Origin of the sequence: Kitasatospora sp. NPDC059648, from assembly GCF_042734825.1 — a bacterium.
Lineage (GTDB): Bacteria > Actinomycetota > Actinomycetes > Streptomycetales > Streptomycetaceae > Kitasatospora.
Window position 1 is genome coordinate 1 of record NZ_JBHWDU010000009.1, and the last position, 20,025, is coordinate 20,025.

Consider the following 20,025-nt stretch of genomic DNA (forward strand, 5'->3'; position numbering starts at 1 on the left):
AACCCCGCCAGCGCCGCCTTCCACTCCTCGACCTGCCCCACCCCAAGATCAACCACTCGCCAAGTCAACCATGATCAAGTGCGGTTGCAGTACTAGGGCAAACAGCGCACAGTCTGCCATCAGTTGAGCGCTCACGGTGCCGATACTGACGGATGTTCCTATCAGTTCCACACGCCGCACACCAGGATGCACGTGCATCCGGCGCTTGCATATGCCAATAGTGCGACTGCACGTGAATCGACTCTTGCATCTGCAGTGAGCGCACACCACCATGGTGCACGTGCACCTGCACATCCCTGGCAATCCCGCGGGCTCCGCGTCGACCCCACGCGCGACTCCGTGCACCGGTCCGACGGCGGTCCCCGCGCCATCGGGCGTTCGAGTGCGCGCGCGCCTGGTCGAGGGGGCGGCCGAGCGGCCGAGCGAGTCGGAGGTGACCGGCATGACCCCGGCGGGTCCAGCCGTGTCCGCCCCCTTATGGGAGGAGCTCTTCATGAGCACCGGTACGGCTTTGGCGGTTGACCCCCATGTGGTCACCTGTACGCTCGCTCCTCGCTTCGAAGCCGTGAGAACCGCGCGCGACTTCGCCCGGACGACTCTTCAGCGCTGGGGCCTGATAGAGCTGTTCGACGATGTCGCGCTGGTGGCCTCGGAACTCGTGACCAACGCGCTCCGGCATGCGATCGGCGCACGGCCCGACCCGTCGGGCGGCGCCCTGGGCGAGTACGACTTTCCCACACAGCCCACCCCGGAGGGACGGCTGCCGATCCGAATAAGCCTGGTGCACCGCGCGCGCCAGGTGGTCTGCGCGGTGAGCGATCCGAGCAGCATCGGTCCGGTGGCCCGGGAGGCGGACTTCGTCGCCGAGTCCGGCCGCGGGCTGCACCTGGTGGAGTCGTTCAGCCGTTCCTGGGGCTGGCACCCGCTGGGCAGCGGCAAGGTGGTCTGGGCGGTGTTCGAGGCGGAGCGGGCCGGCGGCAGCGGGCTCGACTACGGCACCCTGGACGGCCACCACCTGGACCGGCTCGACGGACGAGTCGAAATCGGTGGACGGCACCGGCGCTCGGCCTAGCGCCGCACGGCGCACGGCCGCCCGAGGGGCGACCCGGGAGGACCACACCCCGGGCCCTTCAGCCAGTCCCCCGCGTCGAGCCCGGCCGGGTCCCGGAACCGGCTCCGCACCGAGCGCTCCTGCACCGGAGGAGGCGGGCAGCCCGCGGGAGCACCCGCGGCACCCCGGCAGGCCCCGCCGCACGGTCCACCGCGGGACCGGACGGAAGCGGGATGGGCCGCCGCCGGGCAAAGACAAAGGCCGTCGTGGTGTCAGCACCCACGACGGCCCCCCGATGGTGGAGCAGCGGCCGGTCAGACCGCCAGGTGGTCGAACTCCCCGTCCTTGGCCCCCAGCAGCAGGGCGGCGATCTCCGCCCGGGTGTAGATGAGCGCCGGACCGTCCGGGAAGCGCGAGTTGCGCATCGCGACGTCGCCGCCCGGCAGGGCCGCGAACTCGACGCAGTTGCCCTGGGAGTTGCTGTGCCGGCTCTTCTGCCACACCACCCCCTGGAGGTCGGCGGCGGCCATCCCGTTGTAGGTGTGGTTCGAGCCGTGCGTGTCCTGCGAGTCGTGCATAGAGGTCTCCCGAAGAGCTCCGGAGTTGTCGTCCAGCGCGGCGCCCCCGGCACCCGCCGAACGAGAGGACCGGCCCCGTACCGGTCCGGGCGCAACGCCTCACTTGACGCGATGATAGCTGCAGTGCACGTGCATCAGCACGGGACGTTGCAGGTGCACGGCGCATTTTGCCGGTCGTTCCGAACTCTTCACGGACCCTTCTCCTGACGGTACGTAAACGGACATAGCCGTTGGAATCGTCGGCTCGTCCATAACCGGCCGTGAGCGGTCCCCCGCTAAATGTTGATCTTCGAATGCCGGGAGTCGCACCGCCGTGACCCTCCGTCAGGCCACCTTCCGACTGTGAGACATCTCACGCGCCCCGGACGCAACGCGCCGCCCCTCGGGACACGTCAGGGCAACTGCGCGGGCGGGAGCGGGCGTTGGGCGAGGAATGTCCGGATTGTAGGCAAACCGCCCGTACCGACGGGGCGGCGACACGGCCTCCGCACCACGACCACCCGAAACCCGTACGGCAGCCGACTGCAGGCCTGACGGGCTGATGACCTACGATCTCCGGCATGAGCACCGCAGCCATCCCGGGCGCGCCACTGCCCGTCCGCACTCCAGGCTCCCGTGCGCGGGGGCGCCACCGCCGCCCCGAGCGCCCCGAGATCCGCACCGGCTCGCCGGCCCTGGTGCTCGCCGTGCCCGCGACCGCGGGGCCCGAGTCCCGTTCGGTCGTCGAGGAGCTGCTGTCGATCGTCCGCAGCGAGCACGCCGGCGTCCAGGCCGCGGTCGGCTACCTCCCGGCCGACGGCGCCGAGGCCGGCGGTTCCGAGGACCGCACCGTGGCGGAGCTGCTGGCGGCGGCCGCCGAGGCCGGGCTGCCGACGCCCGTCGTGGTGCCGCTGGTGCCCGGTCCGCACGGCTTCCTGACCGGGCTTCACGCCCTCGCCGCGGAGTACGGCGCGACCGTCACCGACGCGCTGGGCCCGCACCCGCTGCTCGCCGAGGCCGTCCACGTGCGACTGTCCGAGGCCGGGCTGGCCCGGGCCGACCGGGCCCGGCTGTTCGCCATCGCGACCGCCGCCGACGGCGTCGTGCTGACCACCGTGGGCGGCGAGGACGCGGCCGCCGCGGCCGGCATCACCGGCGTGCTGCTGGCCGCCCGACTGGCCGTCCCGGTCGTCGCCGCCGCGCTCGACGTGCCCGGATCGGTCGCCGGCGCCGTCGACCACCTCAAGGAGACCGGCGCCCAGCGCCCGGCGCTGGCCCCGCTCGTCATCGGCCCGGAGGCGGACTCCGAGCTGCTCGCCACGGCCGCCGAGGAGACCGGCTGCCCGTCGGCGGCGCCGCTGGGCGCCTACCCGACCGTCGGCCAGCTGATCGCCTCCACCTACCTGGCCGCGCTGCCGACGCCGTCGGCGGAGGAGCTCGCCGAGGCGGAGGCGGAGGCCGCCGCCACCGCCGGGGCCGGGGAGGGCTCCCGACGCGCCCACGCGGCCACTGAGGGGCCCGTGGAGGGCTGACGGACCCGCGCGGCCACCCGTCGCCGCACCCGCACCACCGAAGGGCCCGGAACGACCGCGTTCCGGGCCCTTTTCGCTTGTTCGGATTGCCCCGCAGGCGAGTTAAGCGGCCATTGCCACGTAATGTCCGTTCTGGTGCATTTTGTCGATGAATAGCCGAGGCATCACCGGGCGCTCGAATCCTGGGCACCTTCCAGCCCGACGAGCGCGCCGCTCCACGCTCCAACGCCCCGTCACATCGCTCCTGAGGCGGAGCCAGTTTTGTGAATTCACCGCAGAATTGCCGGAGAACGATCATTTCTGATCATGAAATTCGAGCCGTTCGGCCTTTTTTCGTAAACCGTGATGCGCATCACAGGTATTTGCAGTTCGAACTTAAGTCTGCTTAACGTGCTCCCCGTTCGTGACCACACGGACCCAGTTCATCCGCGACGCCGAGTCCTGCCGTCGGATGTCCTGGCAGCGCGAAAACGCATCACGGCAGGAGCGGGGGAACCACAGGTAAGTCGCCCCGGACCGCTTTCCCGGAAAAGGTCCTGGGCTAGGGGTGAAGCCGCGCCACAGCGCGGCCGGGCAACTCCAGCCCGAATCCGACAGCTCACCTCGCAGGCGTGGGAGAGGACCGCGTCTTCATGCTGCCTTCCAACGGCAACCGCCTGTCCAGCCGCACTCGTCGCGTGATCGCCGCCCTCGGCGTGGCGGGCGTCGGCCTCACCGTCCCCTGCCTCACTACCGGCACCGCCGACGCCGCCTCCGTCGCCACCTGGGACAAGGTCGCCCAGTGCGAGAGCAGCGGCAACTGGAGCATCAACACCGGCAACGGCTTCTACGGCGGCCTGCAGTTCACCTCCAGCACCTGGGCCGCCTTCGGCGGCACCGCGTACGCGCCGCAGGCCAACCTCGCCACCAAGGACCAGCAGATCGCCGTCGCCGAGAAGGTCCTCGCCTCGCAGGGCCCCGGCGCCTGGCCGGTCTGCTCGGTCCAGGCCGGTCTGACCCAGGGCGGCGCCCCGGCCTCCGTCGACACCTCGACGGCCGCCAAGCCGGCCGCCAAGCCGACCCAGAGCCCGGCTCCGGTCGCGGCGCCCGCCAAGCCGGCCGCGCCCGCCCAGGACCAGGCCTCCGGTGACTCCGCCTCGGCCTCCGCCAAGTCCGCCACCAGCGGCTGGGCGAAGCAGCACCCGGCGCAGACCGGCGACTACACCGTCGTCAAGGGTGACTGGCTGTCCTCGATCGCCGAGAAGCACAACGTCCAGGGCGGCTGGCAGCACCTGTACGAGCTCAACCGCAGCACCCTCACCGAGGGCCCGGACACCATCTACCCGGGCCAGCAGCTGACCTTCGGTGACGGCACCTCGGCCCAGGCCGACCAGTCCTCCACCGCCAAGTCCGGCTCGGACTTCACCTGGTTCGACCGCTCGCAGAAGTCCGGCCAGGCTTCGAACGGCGCTGTGGCGGCCGCCAAGCCGATCGCCCAGACCAAGGCCCCGGCCGCCAAGCCCGCCTCGAAGCCGGCCGCCCAGACCCAGGCCCCGGCTGCCACCGGCAGCATGGCCGCCGCGGTCTCCTTCGCCGAGTCGAAGGTCGGCCAGGCCTACGTCTACGGCGGCACCGGCAACGGTGGCTGGGACTGCTCCGGCCTGACCCAGGCCGCGCTGCGCGCCGCGGGCATCAACATCCCGCGCGTCGCCGCCGACCAGGCCGCCGCCAGCACCCACGTGTCGCTGGACAGCCTCCAGCCGGGCGACCTGCTCTTCTGGTCGAACAACGGTCAGAACTCCGGCGTCTACCACGTCGCCATCTACGTCGGCGGCGGCCAGTACGTCGAGGCCGCCAACCCGAGCTCGGGCGTCCGCCTCCAGACCATCGCCAACTGGGCCCCGGACTTCGCCGGCCGGGTCTGAGCACCGCGAACACCGAACGGCTGACAGAGGACAGCTGACGGACGACGGATTCCATCACCTCTCATCCGTCAGCCCTCAGCCGTCACCGGACCGCCCCGGGGAAGAGCCCGCTCACTCCTCCCCGGGGCTTCGGCGCACCCGGACGACCGGGCCCGCGGCGCCCGGTGCCGCATGGTCGGACTCCGACGCAGCGGGCATGCTGCTGCTCCGCACCCGAGGAGGAGTCACCATGGCCCAGATCACCGTCACGCTCGACGCGAACCTCGCGATCGACGCGATGCTGCTCTCCGGTACCAAGAACCCCCAGGAGGCCGTCGAACTGGTACTGCGCGACTACCTGGCCCGCGGCCGCCGCACCGAGACCCGGACCGGCGACGCCGCCGACGGCCGACGGGTCTCCACCGACCGCCGGAACGTCCAGGAGGGCTGACCGGGCAACGAACGCCGACGAGCCCCGGAGAGCAACCGCCCTCCGGGGCCCGTCGGTTGACCCGGTCCGCCGACCGATCGGCTCAGCGCGCGCAGGCCCCCGTGGAGCCCCGCATCACCAGCTCCGGCTGGAACATGAACTCCCCGCGCTGGGCGGCGTTCCCACCGACCTCCTCCAGCAGCGCGTCCACCGCCGCCGTCGCCATCGCCTCGACCGGCTGGCGGATCGTGGTCAGCGGCGGCTCGGTGAAGGCGATCAGCGGCGAGTCGTCGAAGCCGACCACCGAGACGTCGTGCGGCACCGACAGCCCGCGCTGCCGCACCGCCCGGATCGCCCCGAGCGCCATCATGTCGCTCCCGCAGACGATCGCCGTGCAGCCCTTGTCGAGCAGCGCTCCGGCCGCCGCGTGCCCGCCCTCCACGCTGAACAGCGTGTGGTGGACGAGGCCTTCCGCCTCCTCCTGGCCGAGCCCGAGCACCTCGCGCATCGCCGCCGTGAAGCCCTCGATCTTGCGCAGCACCGGCACGTACCGCCGCTGCCCCACCGCCAGGCCGATCCGCTCGTGCCCGAGTTCGGCCAGGTGCTGGACGGCCATCCACATCGCGGACCGGTCGTCCGGCGAGATGAACGGCGCGTCGATCTTCTCGCTGAAGCCGTTGATCAGCACGAACGGCACCCCGCGCCCGGCCAGCCGGGCGTAGCGGTCGTGGTCGGCCGTGGAGTCGGCGTGCAGCCCGGAGACGAAGACGATGCCCGCCACGCCCCGGTCGACCAGCATCTCGACCAGTTCGTCCTCGGTGGACCCGCCCGGGGTCTGGGTGCACAGCACCGGCGTGAAGCCGTGCCGGCTGAGCACCTGCTCGATCACCTGCGCCAGCGCGGGGAAGATCGGGTTGCTCAACTCCGGCGTGATCAGCCCGATCAGCCCGGCACTGCGCTGGCGCAGCCGGGTCGGCCGCTCGTAGCCGAGCACGTCCAGCGCCGCCAGGACGGTCTGCCTGGTGGCGGCGGAGACGTTCGCCTTGCCGTTGAGCACGCGGGAGACGGTGGCTTCGCTGACCCCCGCCTGTGCCGCGATGTCTGAGAGTCGCGCCGTAGTCACGGTCCCAGAGCCTATTGCAACCACGTCAGACCGCCCACCAGCCGGTGGCGTCCGGAGCGAGCACCGTCTCGCCGCCGTCCAGCACGAGTTCGGTCGAGGCGAGCAGCAGTCGGCCCGGGGCGGCGATCCGCACCGGCTCGCCGGTGGTGTTCACCGTGCAGACGAAGGAGCCGCGCCGGAAGGCGAGGGTGCCCTCGGGGCCGTCCAGCCACTCGACCCCGGTGCCGGCGCCCAGGTCGGGGTGTGCCCGTCGGACGGCCAGCGCGCTGCGGTAGAGCTCCAGGGTGGAGGACGGGTCGCCGGTCTGCGCCTCGACGCTCAGTTCGGCCCACTCGGCCGGCTGCGGCAGCCAGGACGGCCCGCCCTCGACCGGTCCGAAGCCGTACGGGGCCTCGCTGCCGGACCACGGGATCGGGACGCGGCAGCCGTCGCGGTAGCCGTCCTGGCCGGCCTGGCGGAAGAAGGACGGGTCCTGGCGGACCTCGTCCGGCAGGTCGGTGACGTCCGGCAGGCCGAGCTCCTCGCCCTGGTACACGTACGCCGAGCCGGGCAGCGCGAGCATCAGCAGGGTGGCGGCGCGGGCGCGGCGCAGGCCGAGCGCGCGGTCGCCGGGGGTGCGGATCTGGGTGCCGAGGCCGGGCTCGTTGGCGAAGCGGGTGGCGTGCCGGGTGACGTCGTGGTTGGACAGCACCCAGGTGGTGGGGGCGTCGACCGGACGCATCGAGTCGAGCGAGACGTCGATCACCTCGCGCAGCGCGGCGGCATCCCAGTCGGTGCCCAGGTACTGGAAGTTGAAGGCCTGGTGCAGCTCGTCGGGGCGGACGTAGTTGGCGGTGCGCTGGACGGTCGGGGTCCAGGCCTCGGCGACGCCGATCCGCTGCCCCGGGTATTCGTCGAGGATCCGGCGCCAGCTGCGGTAGATCTCGTGCACGCCGTCCTGGTCGAAGAACGGCATGACGTCGTTGCCGAGCAGCTTGAGCTGGTCGGCGCCGCCGAGGTCGGGCAGGCCGGGGGCCTTGACCAGGCCGTGGGCGACGTCGATGCGGAAGCCGTCCACACCCATGTCCAGCCAGAACCGCAGGATCGAGCGGAACTCGTCGGCGACGGCGGGGTTCTCCCAGTTGAAGTCGGGCTGCTCCGGGGCGAACAGGTGCAGGTACCAGTCGCCGGGGGTGCCGTCCGGGTTCTCGGTGCGGGTCCAGGCCGGGCCGCCGAAGATGGACTCCCAGTCGTTGGGCGGCAGTTCGCCCTGCTCACCCTTGCCGGGGCGGAAGTGGTAGCGCTCGCGCAGCGGGGAGCCGGGGCCCTCCCGCAGGGCGCGCTGGAACCACTCGTGCTGATCCGAGGAGTGGTTGGGGACGAGGTCGACGATGATCCGCAGACCCAGCTGGTGGGCGTCGCGGATCAGCGCGTCGGCGTCCAGCAGGGTGCCGAACATCGGGTCCACGGCGCGGTAGTCGGCGACGTCGTACCCGGCGTCGGCCTGCGGCGAGGCGTAGAACGGGGAGAGCCAGACGGCGTCCACGCCGAGGTCGCGCAGGTACGGCAGGCGGCTGCGGATGCCGGGCAGGTCGCCCATGCCGTCCCCGTTGGAGTCGGCGAAGCTGCGCGGGTACACCTGGTAGATGACCGCGTCCCGCCACCAGCCTCTGGACGCGCCGCCAGTCACAGGAGCCGGGGGGGCCGCCTCGTGGGCGGTGTCGGCGGCAGGCCGGGAGGTGTCGGCCAGGTTCTGGGTCATGGACGGTATCCCTTGGGGACTAGAGGAGCGGGGAGCGCTGGGTCGTCGGGCAGCGCCGGAACGGCGGTGGGCCTCAGGACTTGGAGGCACCGGCGGTCAGGCCGGTGACCAGGTGGCGCTGCACCAGGTAGAAGAAGGCCGCGGAGGGGATCGCGATCAGCACCGCCGTGGCGGCCATCAGGTTCCACTGGGCGTCGTGCTCGCTGACGAAGCTCTGCAGGCCGACGGCCAGCGTGTACTTGTCGGAGCTGAGCATGAAGGTGGAGGCGAACGGCACCTCGGCCCAGTAGGTGAGGAAGGAGTAGAAGGCGGCCACCGCCAGGCCCGGGCGGGCGAGGGGCAGCACCAGTCGCCAGAAGGTGCCGAACGGGCTGAGCCCGTCGACCCGGCCGGCCTCGTCGATCTCCACCGGGATGGTGTCGAAGTAGCCCTTCATCAGCCAGGCGCAGTACGGCACGGTGGTGGTCGAGTAGACCAGGATCAGGCCGGTGTAGCTGTCCAGCAGCCCGAGTTCGGAGAGCATCGTGTACATCGGCACGATCAGCACCGCGATCGGGAACATCTGGGTGACCAGCAGCGACCACATCAGCGGCTTGTGCCCGGGGAACTTCATCCGGGAGACGGCGTAGCCGGTGGTGGCCGCGAGCAGCACGCCGAACACGGTGGTGACGCCGGAGACCAGCAGGGCGTTGCCGAACCAGGTGAAGAAGTCGGTGTCGGCCAGCACGTGCTGGTAGTTCGACAGCGTGAGCTTGCCGAAGATCTTGCCGGGGTGGAGGTAGTCGGTCTTGTCCGGTCCGAGCGAGACGAAGAGGATCCAGCCGACCGGGAACAGCGCGATCAGGCTGGCCAGGATCAGGACGCCGTGGGACAGCGCCTTGGACAGCGGGCTGCTCTCGCCGCGCGGCCGGAACCTGGCGGGCCGGGCGGCCGGGGCCGCGGTCGCCGCGGGGGCGGGGCGTTCGGTGGTGGTGCTCATCGGGTTACCTGCCTTCGTGGGTCAACTGGGTCCGGGGCCTCAGCCGTTGGCCTGCTCGTTGCGGGCGAGCCAGCGCCGGTAGAAGGCGGTGAAGACGATCAGGATGGACAGCAGGATCACGCCGTACGAGGCGGACTGCGCGAAGTCCTGGGGGATCTGGCCGAAGGCGAGGCGGTAGGCCCAGGTGACCAGCAGCTGGGCGTCGGGGGCGCCCTTGCCGAACAGCAGGAAGATGACGTTGAACTGGTTGAACGTCCAGATCACACCGAGCAGCACGACGGTGGAGGAGACGCTGCGCAGCCCGGGCAGGGTGATGTGGCGGAACTGCTGCCAGCGGGTGGCGCCGTCCATCTCGGCGGCCTCGTACAGCTCGGCCGGGATCGCCTGCAGGCCGCCGAGCAGCGAGATCATCATGAACGGCACGCCGGCCCAGGTGTTGACCAGGATCGCGGCCGCCTTCTGCGCCCAAGGGTCGGTGAGCCAGCCGGGCTCGGGCAGGTGCAGGCTGGACAGCACCGTGTTGACGACGCCGCCGTCGGAGAGCATCAGGCGCCAGGAGAAGACGGTGACGAAGGTCGGTACGGCCCACGGGAGGATGAGCAGCATCCGGTAGGCGGCACGTCCGCGCAGCTTCTTGTTGAGCAGGACGGCGAGGCCGAGGCCGAGGGTGTAGTGCAGGCAGACGCAGATGACCGTCCAGGCGATGGTCCACACGAAGTGGGACCAGAACCGGTCGTACGAGCCGGGGCCCCAGAGGATGTCGGCGTAGTTGTGGAAGCCGATGTACTGGTAGCTGGCCGGGATCTCGTTGACGCCGATGTGGCGGGCGACGTTGAGGCTGTTGGCGTCGGTGAGAGTCAGCCAGATGCCCTGGACGAGCGGGTAGAACACCAGGACGCCGAGCACCAGCACGACCGGGGCGATCATCGCGTAGGCGTACCAGTGCCTGGCGTAGGAGCGCTTGAGGCGTTCCAGCAGGCCCGGACGCTGATCGCGCTCCCGGCTGCCCTTGCCGGTGGCGCCCTGCACGGCGACTGACATCGTTTGCACCTTCTCGGGGGGAAGTCTCGGGGGAGCCGACGGCCCGGCCCGCCGGTGTCGGCGGGCCGGGCTGCGGGGACTACTTGGCGAAGCCCGGCAGGAGCTTGGCGTAGTCCGTGGCCACGGTGTTCAGCGCGTCCTGGGTGCCGGTGCCCTGGACGGCCTTGCCCAGGTTGGTGCCGAGCGAGTCGAACAGCGAGCCGTACTCAGGCAGTTCGGGGCGCGGCTTGGCGCTGCCGAGGATGGCCTGGAAGCCGGCGATGCCCGGGTCGGCCTTGACGTCGGCGGTGTAGGCGTCGGAGCGGGTCGGCAGGGTGGAGTTCTTCTGCGCGATGAAGGCCTGGCTCTCGGCCGAGGTCATGAAGGCGGCGAACTTCTCGGCGGCGGCCTTGTGGGCCTTGTCGGCACCGGCGTAGACGGCGATGTTGTGGCCGCCGGTGGGGGCGCCGGCCTTGCCGCCGGAGCCGGCCGGGACGGGGGCGATGCCGAGGTTCTTCTTGTCGGCGAAGGCGGAGCCCTTGTAGATGTTGGTGATCTCCCAGGGGCCCTGGATGATCGCCGCGACCTTGCCGCTGTTGAAGGCGTCCATCATGTGGGCGTAGGCGTCGGTGGTGACGTCGGCCTTGGCCGTGCCGGGCGAGGTGAACATCGACTTGTAGGTCTCGATGCCCTTGACGGCCTCGGGCGAGGTGATGGTGATCTTCTTGTTGGCGGCGTCGACGGTGTCGGTGCCCTCGCCGAACAGGAACGGCATCGCGTAGTAGCCGTCGGCGGCCTTCAGCCAGAAGCCGTCGACGCCCGCCTTGTCCTTGATGGCGGCGGCGTCGGTCTTCAGCTCGTCCCAGGTCTTGGGGGCGTCGGTGATGCCGGCCTTGGCGAACAGGTCCTTGTTGTAGAGGAAGCCGAGGGTGTCGGTGACCAGCGGGACGCCGTACAGCTTGCCGTCGTACTTGGCCTGCTGGATCAGGCTGGGCTGGAAGGCGGAGGTGTCGGCGGCGGCCGGGGTGCCGTCCAGCGGCTCCAGGAAGCCGGCCTTGGCGAAGGCGGCGGTCCAGCCGACGTCGGAGCGGAACACGTCCGGTGCGCCCTTGGCCCCCATGGCGGTCTGCAGCTTGTTCTGCGCCTGGTCGAACGGCACGTTGACGAAGTTGACCTTGACGTTCGGGTTGGCCGCCTCGAACTTCTTGGCCAGTTCCTGGTAGTTCGGAGCCTCGTTGGTGGCGTTCGACGTGTCCCAGTACGTGAGGGTGACCGGGCCGTCGGCCTTGCTGTCCGAGCCGGAGCCGCCACTGCTGCCACAGGCAGCCATCGAGACCGCGAGGGCCACAACGAGGGCAGAGGCCGCGATGCCACGCCGCATGAGAACTCCTTGGGAGGGTGGGGGTGCCCGAGATGTTGGAAGACAGGCGCATAATGGCTGCCTCGTGCCGACCGCACCGTTGCTGCCGTCGGGCTCGGAAGGAAGTTAACAGCGGCGCAAGAGTGACGGAAAGTCCTTGCAGCAAGTTTCTGCAAGAAACGCCGATTGTTACGTCCGCGTGTCCTGGACGTAGCCGCGCGGTAGTTGACGGCGCGGCGCAATGTCCGACTTCGCCCGCTTCACCCCGGTCCTGGATGGCCGGCGCGACCACCGTGCGTGGCTGAAAGGCGCTTGCAGCAGACTGGACGCATGCGCATCAGAGCCGTCACCGAGGACGAACTGCCCCTGCTGGGCGAACTGGAGCGGGCCGCCGGAGCCCCCTTCGCCGGGATCGGGATGCCGGAGATCGCCGAGGACGAACCCCCGACCCCGGAGGAGCTCGCCCCCTATCTGGAACACGGCACCGCCCTGGTCGCCGAGGCCGCGGACGGGACCATCGCCGGCTACCTGCTGGCCGAGCCGGTGGACGGCGCGTTGCACGTCGAACAGGTCTCGGTCCACCCCGACCACGCCCGCCGCGGCATCGGCCGGGCGCTCATCGAGCACCTCGCCGAGGGCACCGACGCCCCCGCGCTCACCCTGACCACCTTCGCGGACGTTCCCTGGAACGCCCCCTACTACGCCCGCTGCGGCTTCCGCCCGCTGACCGACGCCGAACTCACCCCCGGCCTGCGCGGGATCCGCCGCAGGGAGGCCGAGCACGGCCTCGACCGCTGGCCCCGGCTCTGCATGCGCCGGGACCTCGGCCGACCGGTCAGCTGACCCCGAGCCGCAGCACGGTGGTCGAGCGGAACTCCTCCCCCGGCCGCAGCTCGGTGCTCGGGAAGGCCGGGTGGTGCGGGGAGTCCGGGAAGTGCTGGGTCTCCAGCGCGATCCCGGCGAACGGCCCGTACGGCACCCCCCGCGCGCCGGTGACCGCGCCCTGGAACTTGTTCGCCGTGTAGACCTGGACGCCCGGCTCGGTGGTCAGCACCTCCAGGGTGCGGCCGCTGACCGGGTCCTCCAGCAGCGCCGCCCGCGCCGGCCCGCCGTCCGCCGGGCGGGCGCGCAGCACCCAGTTGTGGTCGTAGCCGCCCGGGCCGACCAGCTGCGGGTGGTCGTCGTGCACCGACTTGCCGATCGGGGTGGCCACGGTGAAGTCGAAGGGCGTGCCGGCCACCGGCTCGGTCCGCCCGTACGGGATCTGCCGCTCGTCGGCCGGGGTGTACTCGTCGGCGTCCAGGGTGAGCAGGTGGCCGAGGACGTCGCCGCTGCCCTCACCCGCGAGGTTGAAGTAGGCGTGGTTGGTCAGGTTGACGACGGTCGGCTTGTTGGTGACGGCCCGGTAGTCGATCACCAGCTCGCCGCCCGCCCCCGGGGCGTACGACAGGGTGTAGGAGACGGTGACGTCCAGCGCGCCCGGGAAGCCCTGGTCGCCGTCCGGGCTGTGCAGCCGCAGCAGCACCCCGCCCTCGACCGGCTCGGCCGCCCACATCCGCTGGGCGAAGCCGTCCGGGCCGCCGTGGATGGTCATCCCGCCGCCGGTCGGGGCCAGCGGGTGGTTCTGGCCGTCGATGGTGACGCTGGAGCCGTCGATCCGGTTGGCGTACCGGCCGACCACCGTGCCGTAGTGCCGCGCGGGGCCCAGGATCTGCGCCAGCTCGTCCGTGGACAGCAGCAGTTGGGCCGTACGTCCGACCCGGTCCGGCGCGCTGAGGGTGTGCAGGGTGGCGCCGAGGGTGAGCACGCTCGCCTCGAACGGGCCAGCCGTCAGCGTCCAGCGCTGGATCGCCGCGCCCGCGCCCGAGGGGTCGAGGGGTTCGCGGCGCACCGTGGTGGCCTCGCTCGCCATGGCCTGCTCCTCACTGGCGGCGGCAGTGTGCCGCCTCCGCCCGGTCCCGGTCCGTCCGGGGGCGTCGCGGCGGCCCCCGTGGTGTCGGTCAGCCTAGCGAGGGCGGCACCCGTGGGGGCGCTTCCATGCCTCCGCGCGCCGTACGAACGCCCCCGGCCGCCCGCCCCTCTCACGGCCGCCGCCCTCCGCTGCCCTCCCCGGGCCCTCGCCGTGCCGCACGCGCCGCTACTCCGGCGGCTCCTCGCCCTGCCGCTGCTCCAGTCCCAGCGCCGAGGCCAGCCCGTCCGGCCCGGTGCCCGCCTTGCGGTAGACCGCCGCCAGCCGCCGGTTGACCAGACTCAGGTGCACCCCGAGCTGCTCGGCGATCCGCTGCGGCGGCACGCCCTTGACCGCCAGGTTGGCCACCTCCCGCTCCGGCCCGCTGAGCGCCTCCAGCGTCTCCCGGAAGTCGTGCAGCCCCAGCCGGTTGGGCCGCAGCCCGTAGTTGGCCAGCTCCCGCCGGGCCCGGTCGACCAGCTTCTCCGCCGAGCAGTGCTGGGCCAGCTCGATGCCCTGGTACAGGTACTCCTGGGCGTCCTCCAGCCGTCCGACCCGACGCAGCGCGGCACCGAGGTCGACCAGCGCGACGGCGTGCTCGTACCCGGCCGGGGACTGCCCGAGGTGCTCCACGGCCTGCTCCAGCAGCTCCACCGCCTGCTGGCCGTCCTCGATGCTCGCCTGCAGTCGCAGCGCGCTGCCGATCGCCGAGGCGGTGCCGAAGGTGCGGGCGTCCCCGACGGCCCTCTGGGCGTACTCGCGGGCGCGCTCGGGCTCGTCGGCCGCGATCGCGATCGCGAGGTGGCCTGCCCACGGCGCCCAGACGGTGTTGCGCCAGCCGCGGACCTCCAGCTGGGCCCCGGCCTCGGTGAGCGCGGCGGCCGCTCCGGCGTGCCGGTTCTTGGCGACCAGCAGCTTGCCGTACAGCGAGGCGGCGTCCGGCAGCACCATAGCGGTCGCGTGGTACGGCGGGTGGAAGCCGAACGTGTTGGCCTCCTCCCAGGCCTCCTCGACCCGGCCGCGGGCGATGAGCGTGTCCACCAGCACGCCGACGGCGTCCCAGGCCAGCGGCAGCTTGGCCCCGATCCGCTCGGAGATGCGGTAGGCCCGGCGCAGGAAGTCCTCCGCCTCGGCGAGCAGCCCGCGGCGGAACCGGGCCAGCCCCATCAGGAAGTACGCGAAGCCCCGGTGGGCACCGCTCCAACCGGCCACCTCGAACTGGATGATGGCGTCCGCGGCCAGCCGCTCGGCCTGGGCGATGCGGTCGTTGTAGATGTACGTGAGGCAGAGCATCGAGGGCAGTTCGAAGCCCCAGGTGGTGTCGGTCCAGCCGAGGCCCTTGGGCAGCCGACCGCCGTCAAGGGCCTCGTCGGCCAGCGCCAGCGCCTCCGCGGAGGAGGCGCCGCGCAGGGTCAGGTCCCAGGCGCGCATGGCGAGCACGGCCCGGTCGGCGGCCTCCCGGCCGGTCAGGTTCAGGCACAGCTCTTCGAGCCGGGCGGAGCGGCCGGGGCCGTCCTCCTCGGACTTGCGGAAGGCGTGCCACATGAAGGAGGCCGCCTGGAGCCGCTGGCGCCGGACCGGGTCGGCGGTCTTCTCGGCCTCCTCCTGGCAGACCAGGGCGGCCTGGCCCAGTTCACCGCTGTGGGCGAGCACCTCGGAGAGCCGGAAGGTGGCGTCCACCCGCAGTTCGGGGCGCAGCGGCCCCTCGTCGGGGTCGAGGGCCAGCCGGAGCTGGTTGACGGTGGCGCCGGGGTCGGTGAGCAGTGCGGAGCAGCCGAGCTCGTACAGCACCTCGGCCTTGATGTCGTCGGCGGGCGGCTCGTTGAGCGCGCGGTGCAGGCAGCGCTGGGCGGCCTCGGGAGCGCCGATCAGCTGGTGCTCGACGGCGGCGCGGCGCAGCTTCTTGACGATCCGGTCGTCGCCCTCGCCGGAGTGGGTCTCGACCAGGTGACGGGAGGCGGCGAGCAGGCCGAGCCCGGCGTTCTCGATCTCGACGGCGGCGATGCCGTGCATGCCGAGGCGGGTGGCGTCCGGCATGGTGTTGTAGATGGAGCTGGCGATCAGCGGGTGGACGAACTCCAGGTTCCCGTTGGGCGCCTGGGTGAGCACGCGCTGCTTGCGCAGCTGCTTGATGGACTCCCGGGCGCCCTCGGTGCTCTGGGTGGAGATCCGGGTGGCGAGGTCGACCCGGATGTCGGTGCCCAGCATCGCGCAGGCCCAGGCGAAGCGCAGGGTGGCGGGGCCGAGCCGGTCCAGCCAGCTCTTGAGGGTCATTCCGGTGGCGTCGACGGCGAGTTCCCGCAGCTGCCGGGAGTTCTCCTCGACCGGTTCGAGCTCCTGCTCGCGTACCTGGTCGAGCAGGCGGCCGGCTTCGAACGGGTTGCCGTTGACGACGTTCCAGAACTCGTAGCAGAAGGCGTCCTCGGCCTTGTCGCCGAGTTCGGCGCGAATCATGTCGGTGACGGAGCTCAGGGTGAGCCGGCTGAGTTCGTGCTTGCGGCTGGCGAGGTTGAGGACGCCCCGGCGCAGGTCCTGGGTCTCGGCCGGCCAGTCGTTCTCGTCCTCGCGGAAGGCGAAGACCAGCAGTACGGGCAGTTCGCCGGAGCGGACGGCGAACTTGGCGAGCCAGGAGAGGGATTCGGCGTCCGCCCAGTGCAGGTCGTCGACGATCATCACCATCGGCGCGCGGCGCGGCGCGAGTTGGGTGAGGACGTAGTCGAGGCCGTCGCGCACGCCCTGGGGGTCGAGGCGGCGCGCGCCGGCCTTGGGCTGCTTGAGCCCCATGGCCGGTCCGACGACCTCTTCCCAGGTGCCCATGACCTGGCGGAACTCGTCGGCCTCCAGCTTGGTCAGGACGGGCTGGAGGAGCTGGCGCAGCACGTGGTACGGCTCCTTGAACTGCTGTTCGCCACCGCGCGCGAACAGCACGCTGGCGCCCTCCCGCAGGCTGGCGAGCCGTCGGACCTCGTGCAGCAGGCTGGTCTTGCCGATGCCGGGACGGCCGGAGAAGGCGAGCAGTTCGCCGATCTCGGTGCCGCCGGCGGCGAACTCGCGACAGAGGCGGTCGACGGCCGCTTCGACGGAGCGCAGTTCGGCGTCGCGGTCGCGCAGCCGGACCCGGACCGCCGGTCCGTCGTCGACCTGGCCGGACCCGGTTCCCGTCCGAAGTTCGTTGCCCTGATCGGTCACCGTCGCGCCTCCGCCTCACCCGCTCGCGGCACGGCTCCGCCGCCGCGCGGAGGGAGCCGGTCCATCACTGTTCGTGGAGCCGAGGTTAGCGCCGCGTTGGGCACTCCGTGGGACATTCGTGCAGGCTGGGGCGGACGGTGAGGGTTCGGACGGCTTGCCAAGGGCAATTGCCCTATATCCCTAACGTCCGATCATTGCATCAGATACCCTACGGGCCGCGAGGCGCGGATGATCTTGCGCTATCCACCCTCACCCGCCGCGCCCCGTCGCGTCAACTCCCCCCACGAGAAGTGCTCGAACCATAAGCGCCCCCACCCTCCGCTGCACCGGGAGTCCGATGTCTGACGACAACTCACTTCAGATCCCGTTCCCGTACCGCCGCAGTCCGCACGGCCCGTACGCCACCGCACTGCACCGGGACTGGCTGATCCGCCACCCGCTGCTGCCCGACGCCGACCACCCGGGCTACGCGCACTGGGAGGTGGTCGACCTCGCCGCGCTCGGTTACCCGGACGCCGGTCCGGACGAACTCGCTCTGGCGGCCGACCTGATGGGCTTCTATTTCTTGTTCGACGACCAGTTCGACGGGCCCCTCGGACGCCGCCCCACCGAGGTCGCCCCGATCTGCGAGCGCCTGATCGCCGTCCTGCACGGCGCCCGGCCCGACCAGCGCTCCCCCGTCGAGACCGCCTTCGCCGACCTGTGGGCCCGCAGCGTGCACGGCATGCCCGCCCGCTGGCAGGCCCGGGCCGCCTACAACTGGGAGTACTACTTCGCCAGTCACCCGGCGGAGGCGGCCGGCCGGATCTCCGCCCGGCCGCCGGACCGCGGCGGCTACCTGGAGCTCAGACGGGGCACCGCGGCGATGGAGACGATCTTCGACATGGTCGAACGGATCGGCCAGTTCGAGGTCCCCGCCTCCGTGCTGCACCACCCGGTGCTCCGTCAGATCCGCCAGTTGGCCGCCGACATACCGTCCCTCAGCAACGACGTGCGCTCCTTCCCGCTCGAAGCCCCGCGCGGCGACGTCAACAACCTGGTGATGATCGTCCAGCGCGAGCGCCGGTGCTCCGCCGAGGAGGCCTGCTCCGCGGTGATGGCGGAGGCGCAGCTGATGGTCGAGCGCTGTGCCGAGCTGCACGAGCGACTGCCCGACGTCTTCCGGGAGCTGGGCCTCTCGCGGATCGAACGCACGATCGCCCTGCGCTACGCCGACGGGCTGATCACCTGGCTGGCCGGCTACCTGAGCTGGGAGGCCCGCACCGGCCGGTACCACGCGGTCTGAACGGCCCCGCCCCTCGGACGTCGGAGCACCACCTGCGGCCGCCCGGCGACGACCGGAACGCGTACCCTCCGTACGGGCCCGGCGTACGGACGGTAGCCGCGGCGCGCGCCCGGCGGTTATCGTGCTCGTCGGCGGGCGCCCCGGCGGGGCGCCGCCCGACTGCGTGTCCGCACCCTCCCGCCGGGCCGCTCCCGGACCGGGGACGGCCCGGCGCGCCACCCCCGGTCCGACCGGCGCCGGGGGCGCCCGACGTCGCGAGGAGACACAGAGCATGACGGTCTACCAGCCCCCCGGCGCGCCCGGCAGCATCGTCGCCTACCGTTCCCGGTACGACCACTGGATCGGCGGCGGATGGGCGCCCCCGGTGCGCGGCGAGTACTTCGGCAACCCGACGCCGGTCACCGGCGAGGTGTTCACCGAGGTCGCCCGCGGCACCGCGGAGGACATCGAGGCCGCCCTGGACGCGGCGCACGCCGCCGCCCCCGCCTGGGGCCGCACCTCCGCCGCCGAGCGGGCGCAGGTCCTGCTGCGGATCGCCGACCGGATGGAGGCCAACCTGGAGCAGCTGGCCGTCGCGGAGAGCTGGGAGAACGGCAAGCCGGTGCGCGAGACGCTGGCCGCCGACCTCCCGCTCGCCGTCGACCACCTGCGCTACTTCGCCGGCGCACTGCGGGCCCAGGAGGGCAGCCTCTCCCAGCTGGACGAGGACACCGTGGCGTACCACTTCCACGAGCCGCTGGGCGTGGTCGGGCAGATCATCCCGTGGAACTTCCCGATCCTGATGGCGATCTGGAAGCTCGCCCCGGCACTCGCGGCCGGCAACGCGGTGGTGCTCAAGCCCGCCGAGCAGACCCCTGCCTCGGTGCTGCTGCTGGCCGAGCTGACCGCCGACCTGGTGCCGCCGGGCGTGCTCAACATCGTCACCGGCTTCGGCGAGGAGGCCGGCGCCCCGCTGGCCGCCAGCAAGCGGGTACGCAAGCTCGCCTTCACCGGCGAGACCGGCACCGGCCGGCTGATCGCCCGGGCCGCCGCCGACAACCTGATCCCGGCCACCCTCGAACTCGGCGGCAAGAGCCCCAACCTGTTCTTCGCGGACGTCGCCGCCGCCGACGACGCCTTCTACGACAAGGCCGTCGAGGGCTTCGCGATGTTCGCCCTCAACCAGGGCGAGGTCTGCACCTGCCCCAGCCGGGCACTGATCGAGTCCCCGGTCTACGAGCGGCTACTCGGCGACGGGCTGGCCCGGGTGCGCGCGATGCGCCAGGGCGACCCGCTGGACACCGCGACCCAGGTCGGCGCGCAGGCCAGCGCCGAACAGCTGAAGAAGATCCTCTCCTACTTCGAGATCGGCCAGGCCGAGGGCGCCAAGGTCCTGGTCGGCGGGGAGCGCGCCGACCTCGGCGGCTCGCTGGCCGGCGGGTACTACGTGACGCCGACGGTCTTCGAGGGCGTCAACAGCATGCGGGTCTTCCAGGAGGAGATCTTCGGACCGGTCGTCTCGGTCACCCGCTTCGAAGGCTTCGACGAGGCGGTCGCGCTGGCCAACGACACCCAGTACGGGCTCGGCGCGGGTGTGTGGACCCGCAACATCAACACCGCCCACCGGGCCGGGCGCGCCATCCAGGCCGGCCGGGTCTGGACCAACTGCTACCACGCCTATCCGGCGCACGCGGCGTTCGGCGGCTACAAGAACTCCGGCATCGGGCGGGAGAACCACAAGGCGCTGCTGGAGCACTACCAGCAGACCAAGAACCTGCTGGTGAGCTACTCCCCCGACGCGGTCGGCTTCTTCTAGACCCCCGACTGGACCCCCGACAGAAGTGGAGCGGGGGGGCGGCGGCGGCCGACCCCAGCCACGCCACAGCCCCCGGCGGGGGTTGGTGGCACAAAACCAGGTCCGGGCAATTAAGAATGTTAGGGGTCCAAG

The 20,025-nt window shown here is 71.7% G+C and carries 14 protein-coding genes, 1 pseudogene and 1 riboswitch; of the genes and pseudogenes, 7 read left to right on the forward strand and 8 right to left on the reverse strand.

Going from position 1 to position 20,025, the window contains the following annotated elements; translation table 11 throughout:
- Positions 1-493: 493 nt before the first annotated feature.
- Positions 494-958 (forward strand): annotated as a pseudogene (locus ACFV1W_RS08180) (ATP-binding protein); the annotation flags it as partial.
- Between the two features lie 407 nt (positions 959-1,365).
- Here ACFV1W_RS08180 and ACFV1W_RS08185 read toward each other — a convergent pair.
- On the reverse strand, positions 1,366-1,629 hold the full coding sequence (locus ACFV1W_RS08185) for a DUF397 domain-containing protein (protein WP_350512811.1): 264 nt from the start codon (positions 1,627-1,629) through the stop codon (positions 1,366-1,368).
- 560 nt (positions 1,630-2,189) lie between these two features.
- On the opposite strand from ACFV1W_RS08185, the gene ACFV1W_RS08190 reads away from it, so the two are divergent.
- The 3 genes from ACFV1W_RS08190 (at position 2,190) to ACFV1W_RS08200 (ending at position 5,474) form a co-directional block, all read left to right on the forward strand.
- On the forward strand, positions 2,190-3,140 hold the full coding sequence (locus ACFV1W_RS08190; protein WP_380414225.1) for a hypothetical protein: 951 nt from the start codon (positions 2,190-2,192) through the stop codon (positions 3,138-3,140).
- 461 nt (positions 3,141-3,601) lie between these two features.
- A riboswitch (cyclic di-AMP (ydaO/yuaA leader) is annotated at positions 3,602-3,765 on the forward strand.
- A 7-nt stretch (positions 3,766-3,772) separates the two neighbouring features.
- Positions 3,773-5,044, forward strand: coding sequence for a transglycosylase family protein (locus ACFV1W_RS08195; protein ID WP_380414227.1), 1,272 nt, complete (start codon positions 3,773-3,775; stop codon positions 5,042-5,044).
- A gap of 229 nt (positions 5,045-5,273) precedes the next feature.
- Positions 5,274-5,474 carry a hypothetical protein gene (locus ACFV1W_RS08200; RefSeq protein ID WP_380414229.1) on the forward strand — a complete coding sequence of 67 codons (201 nt, stop codon included), beginning with the start codon at positions 5,274-5,276 and terminating at the stop codon, positions 5,472-5,474.
- A gap of 82 nt (positions 5,475-5,556) precedes the next feature.
- On the opposite strand, the gene ACFV1W_RS08205 is transcribed toward ACFV1W_RS08200, so the two are convergent.
- The 5 genes from ACFV1W_RS08205 to ACFV1W_RS08225 all read right to left on the reverse strand — a co-directional run bounded on the left by ACFV1W_RS08205 (position 5,557) and on the right by ACFV1W_RS08225 (position 11,697).
- Complete coding sequence (locus ACFV1W_RS08205) at positions 5,557-6,576, reverse strand: LacI family DNA-binding transcriptional regulator (protein WP_191093550.1); 1,020 nt, start codon at positions 6,574-6,576, stop codon at positions 5,557-5,559.
- A 25-nt stretch (positions 6,577-6,601) separates the two neighbouring features.
- A complete protein-coding gene (locus ACFV1W_RS08210) occupies positions 6,602-8,317 on the reverse strand; it encodes a glycoside hydrolase family 13 protein (protein ID WP_380414231.1) in 1,716 nt (571 codons plus the stop codon).
- A gap of 73 nt (positions 8,318-8,390) precedes the next feature.
- Complete coding sequence (locus tag ACFV1W_RS08215; RefSeq protein ID WP_380414233.1) at positions 8,391-9,296, reverse strand: sugar ABC transporter permease; 906 nt, start codon at positions 9,294-9,296, stop codon at positions 8,391-8,393.
- 39 nt (positions 9,297-9,335) lie between these two features.
- Positions 9,336-10,337, reverse strand: a complete 1,002-nt coding sequence (locus ACFV1W_RS08220) for a carbohydrate ABC transporter permease (protein ID WP_380414235.1) — start codon at positions 10,335-10,337, stop codon at positions 9,336-9,338.
- A gap of 79 nt (positions 10,338-10,416) precedes the next feature.
- Positions 10,417-11,697, reverse strand: a complete 1,281-nt coding sequence (locus tag ACFV1W_RS08225) for an extracellular solute-binding protein (protein WP_380414237.1) — start codon at positions 11,695-11,697, stop codon at positions 10,417-10,419.
- Positions 11,698-12,006: 309 nt separating this feature from the next.
- On the opposite strand from ACFV1W_RS08225, the gene ACFV1W_RS08230 reads away from it, so the two are divergent.
- On the forward strand, positions 12,007-12,519 hold the full coding sequence (locus tag ACFV1W_RS08230) for a GNAT family N-acetyltransferase (RefSeq protein WP_380414239.1): 513 nt from the start codon (positions 12,007-12,009) through the stop codon (positions 12,517-12,519).
- On the opposite strand, the gene ACFV1W_RS08235 is transcribed toward ACFV1W_RS08230, so the two are convergent.
- Positions 12,512-13,588: an aldose epimerase family protein gene (locus ACFV1W_RS08235; protein WP_380414241.1), complete on the reverse strand. Its 1,077-nt coding sequence runs from the start codon at positions 13,586-13,588 to the stop codon at positions 12,512-12,514. The genes ACFV1W_RS08230 and ACFV1W_RS08235 overlap by 8 nt on opposite strands.
- A 225-nt stretch (positions 13,589-13,813) precedes the next feature.
- On the reverse strand, positions 13,814-16,813 hold the full coding sequence (locus ACFV1W_RS08240; RefSeq protein ID WP_380414243.1) for an AAA family ATPase: 3,000 nt from the start codon (positions 16,811-16,813) through the stop codon (positions 13,814-13,816).
- Positions 16,814-17,150: 337 nt separating this feature from the next.
- On the opposite strand from ACFV1W_RS08240, the gene ACFV1W_RS08245 reads away from it, so the two are divergent.
- Together ACFV1W_RS08245 and ACFV1W_RS08250 are read left to right on the forward strand one after the other, a co-directional pair.
- Entirely contained in the window at positions 17,151-18,098 is a 948-nt protein-coding gene (locus ACFV1W_RS08245; protein ID WP_380414245.1) for a terpene cyclase, read from the forward strand.
- Between the two features lie 271 nt (positions 18,099-18,369).
- Positions 18,370-19,893, forward strand: coding sequence for an aldehyde dehydrogenase family protein (locus ACFV1W_RS08250; RefSeq protein WP_380414247.1), 1,524 nt, complete (start codon positions 18,370-18,372; stop codon positions 19,891-19,893).
- Positions 19,894-20,025: the final 132 nt, after the last annotated feature.

Coding starts and splice junctions, on each gene's coding strand:
- ACFV1W_RS08185 (WP_350512811.1), bottom strand. CDS start 1,629: ATGCACGACTCGCAGGACACGCACGGCTCGAACCACACCTACAACGGG.
- ACFV1W_RS08190 (WP_380414225.1), top strand. CDS start 2,190: ATGAGCACCGCAGCCATCCCGGGCGCGCCACTGCCCGTCCGCACTCCA.
- ACFV1W_RS08195 (WP_380414227.1), top strand. CDS start 3,773: ATGCTGCCTTCCAACGGCAACCGCCTGTCCAGCCGCACTCGTCGCGTG.
- ACFV1W_RS08200 (WP_380414229.1), top strand. CDS start 5,274: ATGGCCCAGATCACCGTCACGCTCGACGCGAACCTCGCGATCGACGCG.
- ACFV1W_RS08210 (WP_380414231.1), bottom strand. CDS start 8,317: ATGACCCAGAACCTGGCCGACACCTCCCGGCCTGCCGCCGACACCGCC.
- ACFV1W_RS08215 (WP_380414233.1), bottom strand. CDS start 9,296: ATGAGCACCACCACCGAACGCCCCGCCCCCGCGGCGACCGCGGCCCCG.
- ACFV1W_RS08220 (WP_380414235.1), bottom strand. CDS start 10,337: ATGTCAGTCGCCGTGCAGGGCGCCACCGGCAAGGGCAGCCGGGAGCGC.
- ACFV1W_RS08225 (WP_380414237.1), bottom strand. CDS start 11,697: ATGCGGCGTGGCATCGCGGCCTCTGCCCTCGTTGTGGCCCTCGCGGTC.
- ACFV1W_RS08230 (WP_380414239.1), top strand. CDS start 12,007: ATGCGCATCAGAGCCGTCACCGAGGACGAACTGCCCCTGCTGGGCGAA.
- ACFV1W_RS08235 (WP_380414241.1), bottom strand. CDS start 13,588: ATGGCGAGCGAGGCCACCACGGTGCGCCGCGAACCCCTCGACCCCTCG.
- ACFV1W_RS08245 (WP_380414245.1), top strand. CDS start 17,151: ATGTCTGACGACAACTCACTTCAGATCCCGTTCCCGTACCGCCGCAGT.
- ACFV1W_RS08250 (WP_380414247.1), top strand. CDS start 18,370: ATGACGGTCTACCAGCCCCCCGGCGCGCCCGGCAGCATCGTCGCCTAC.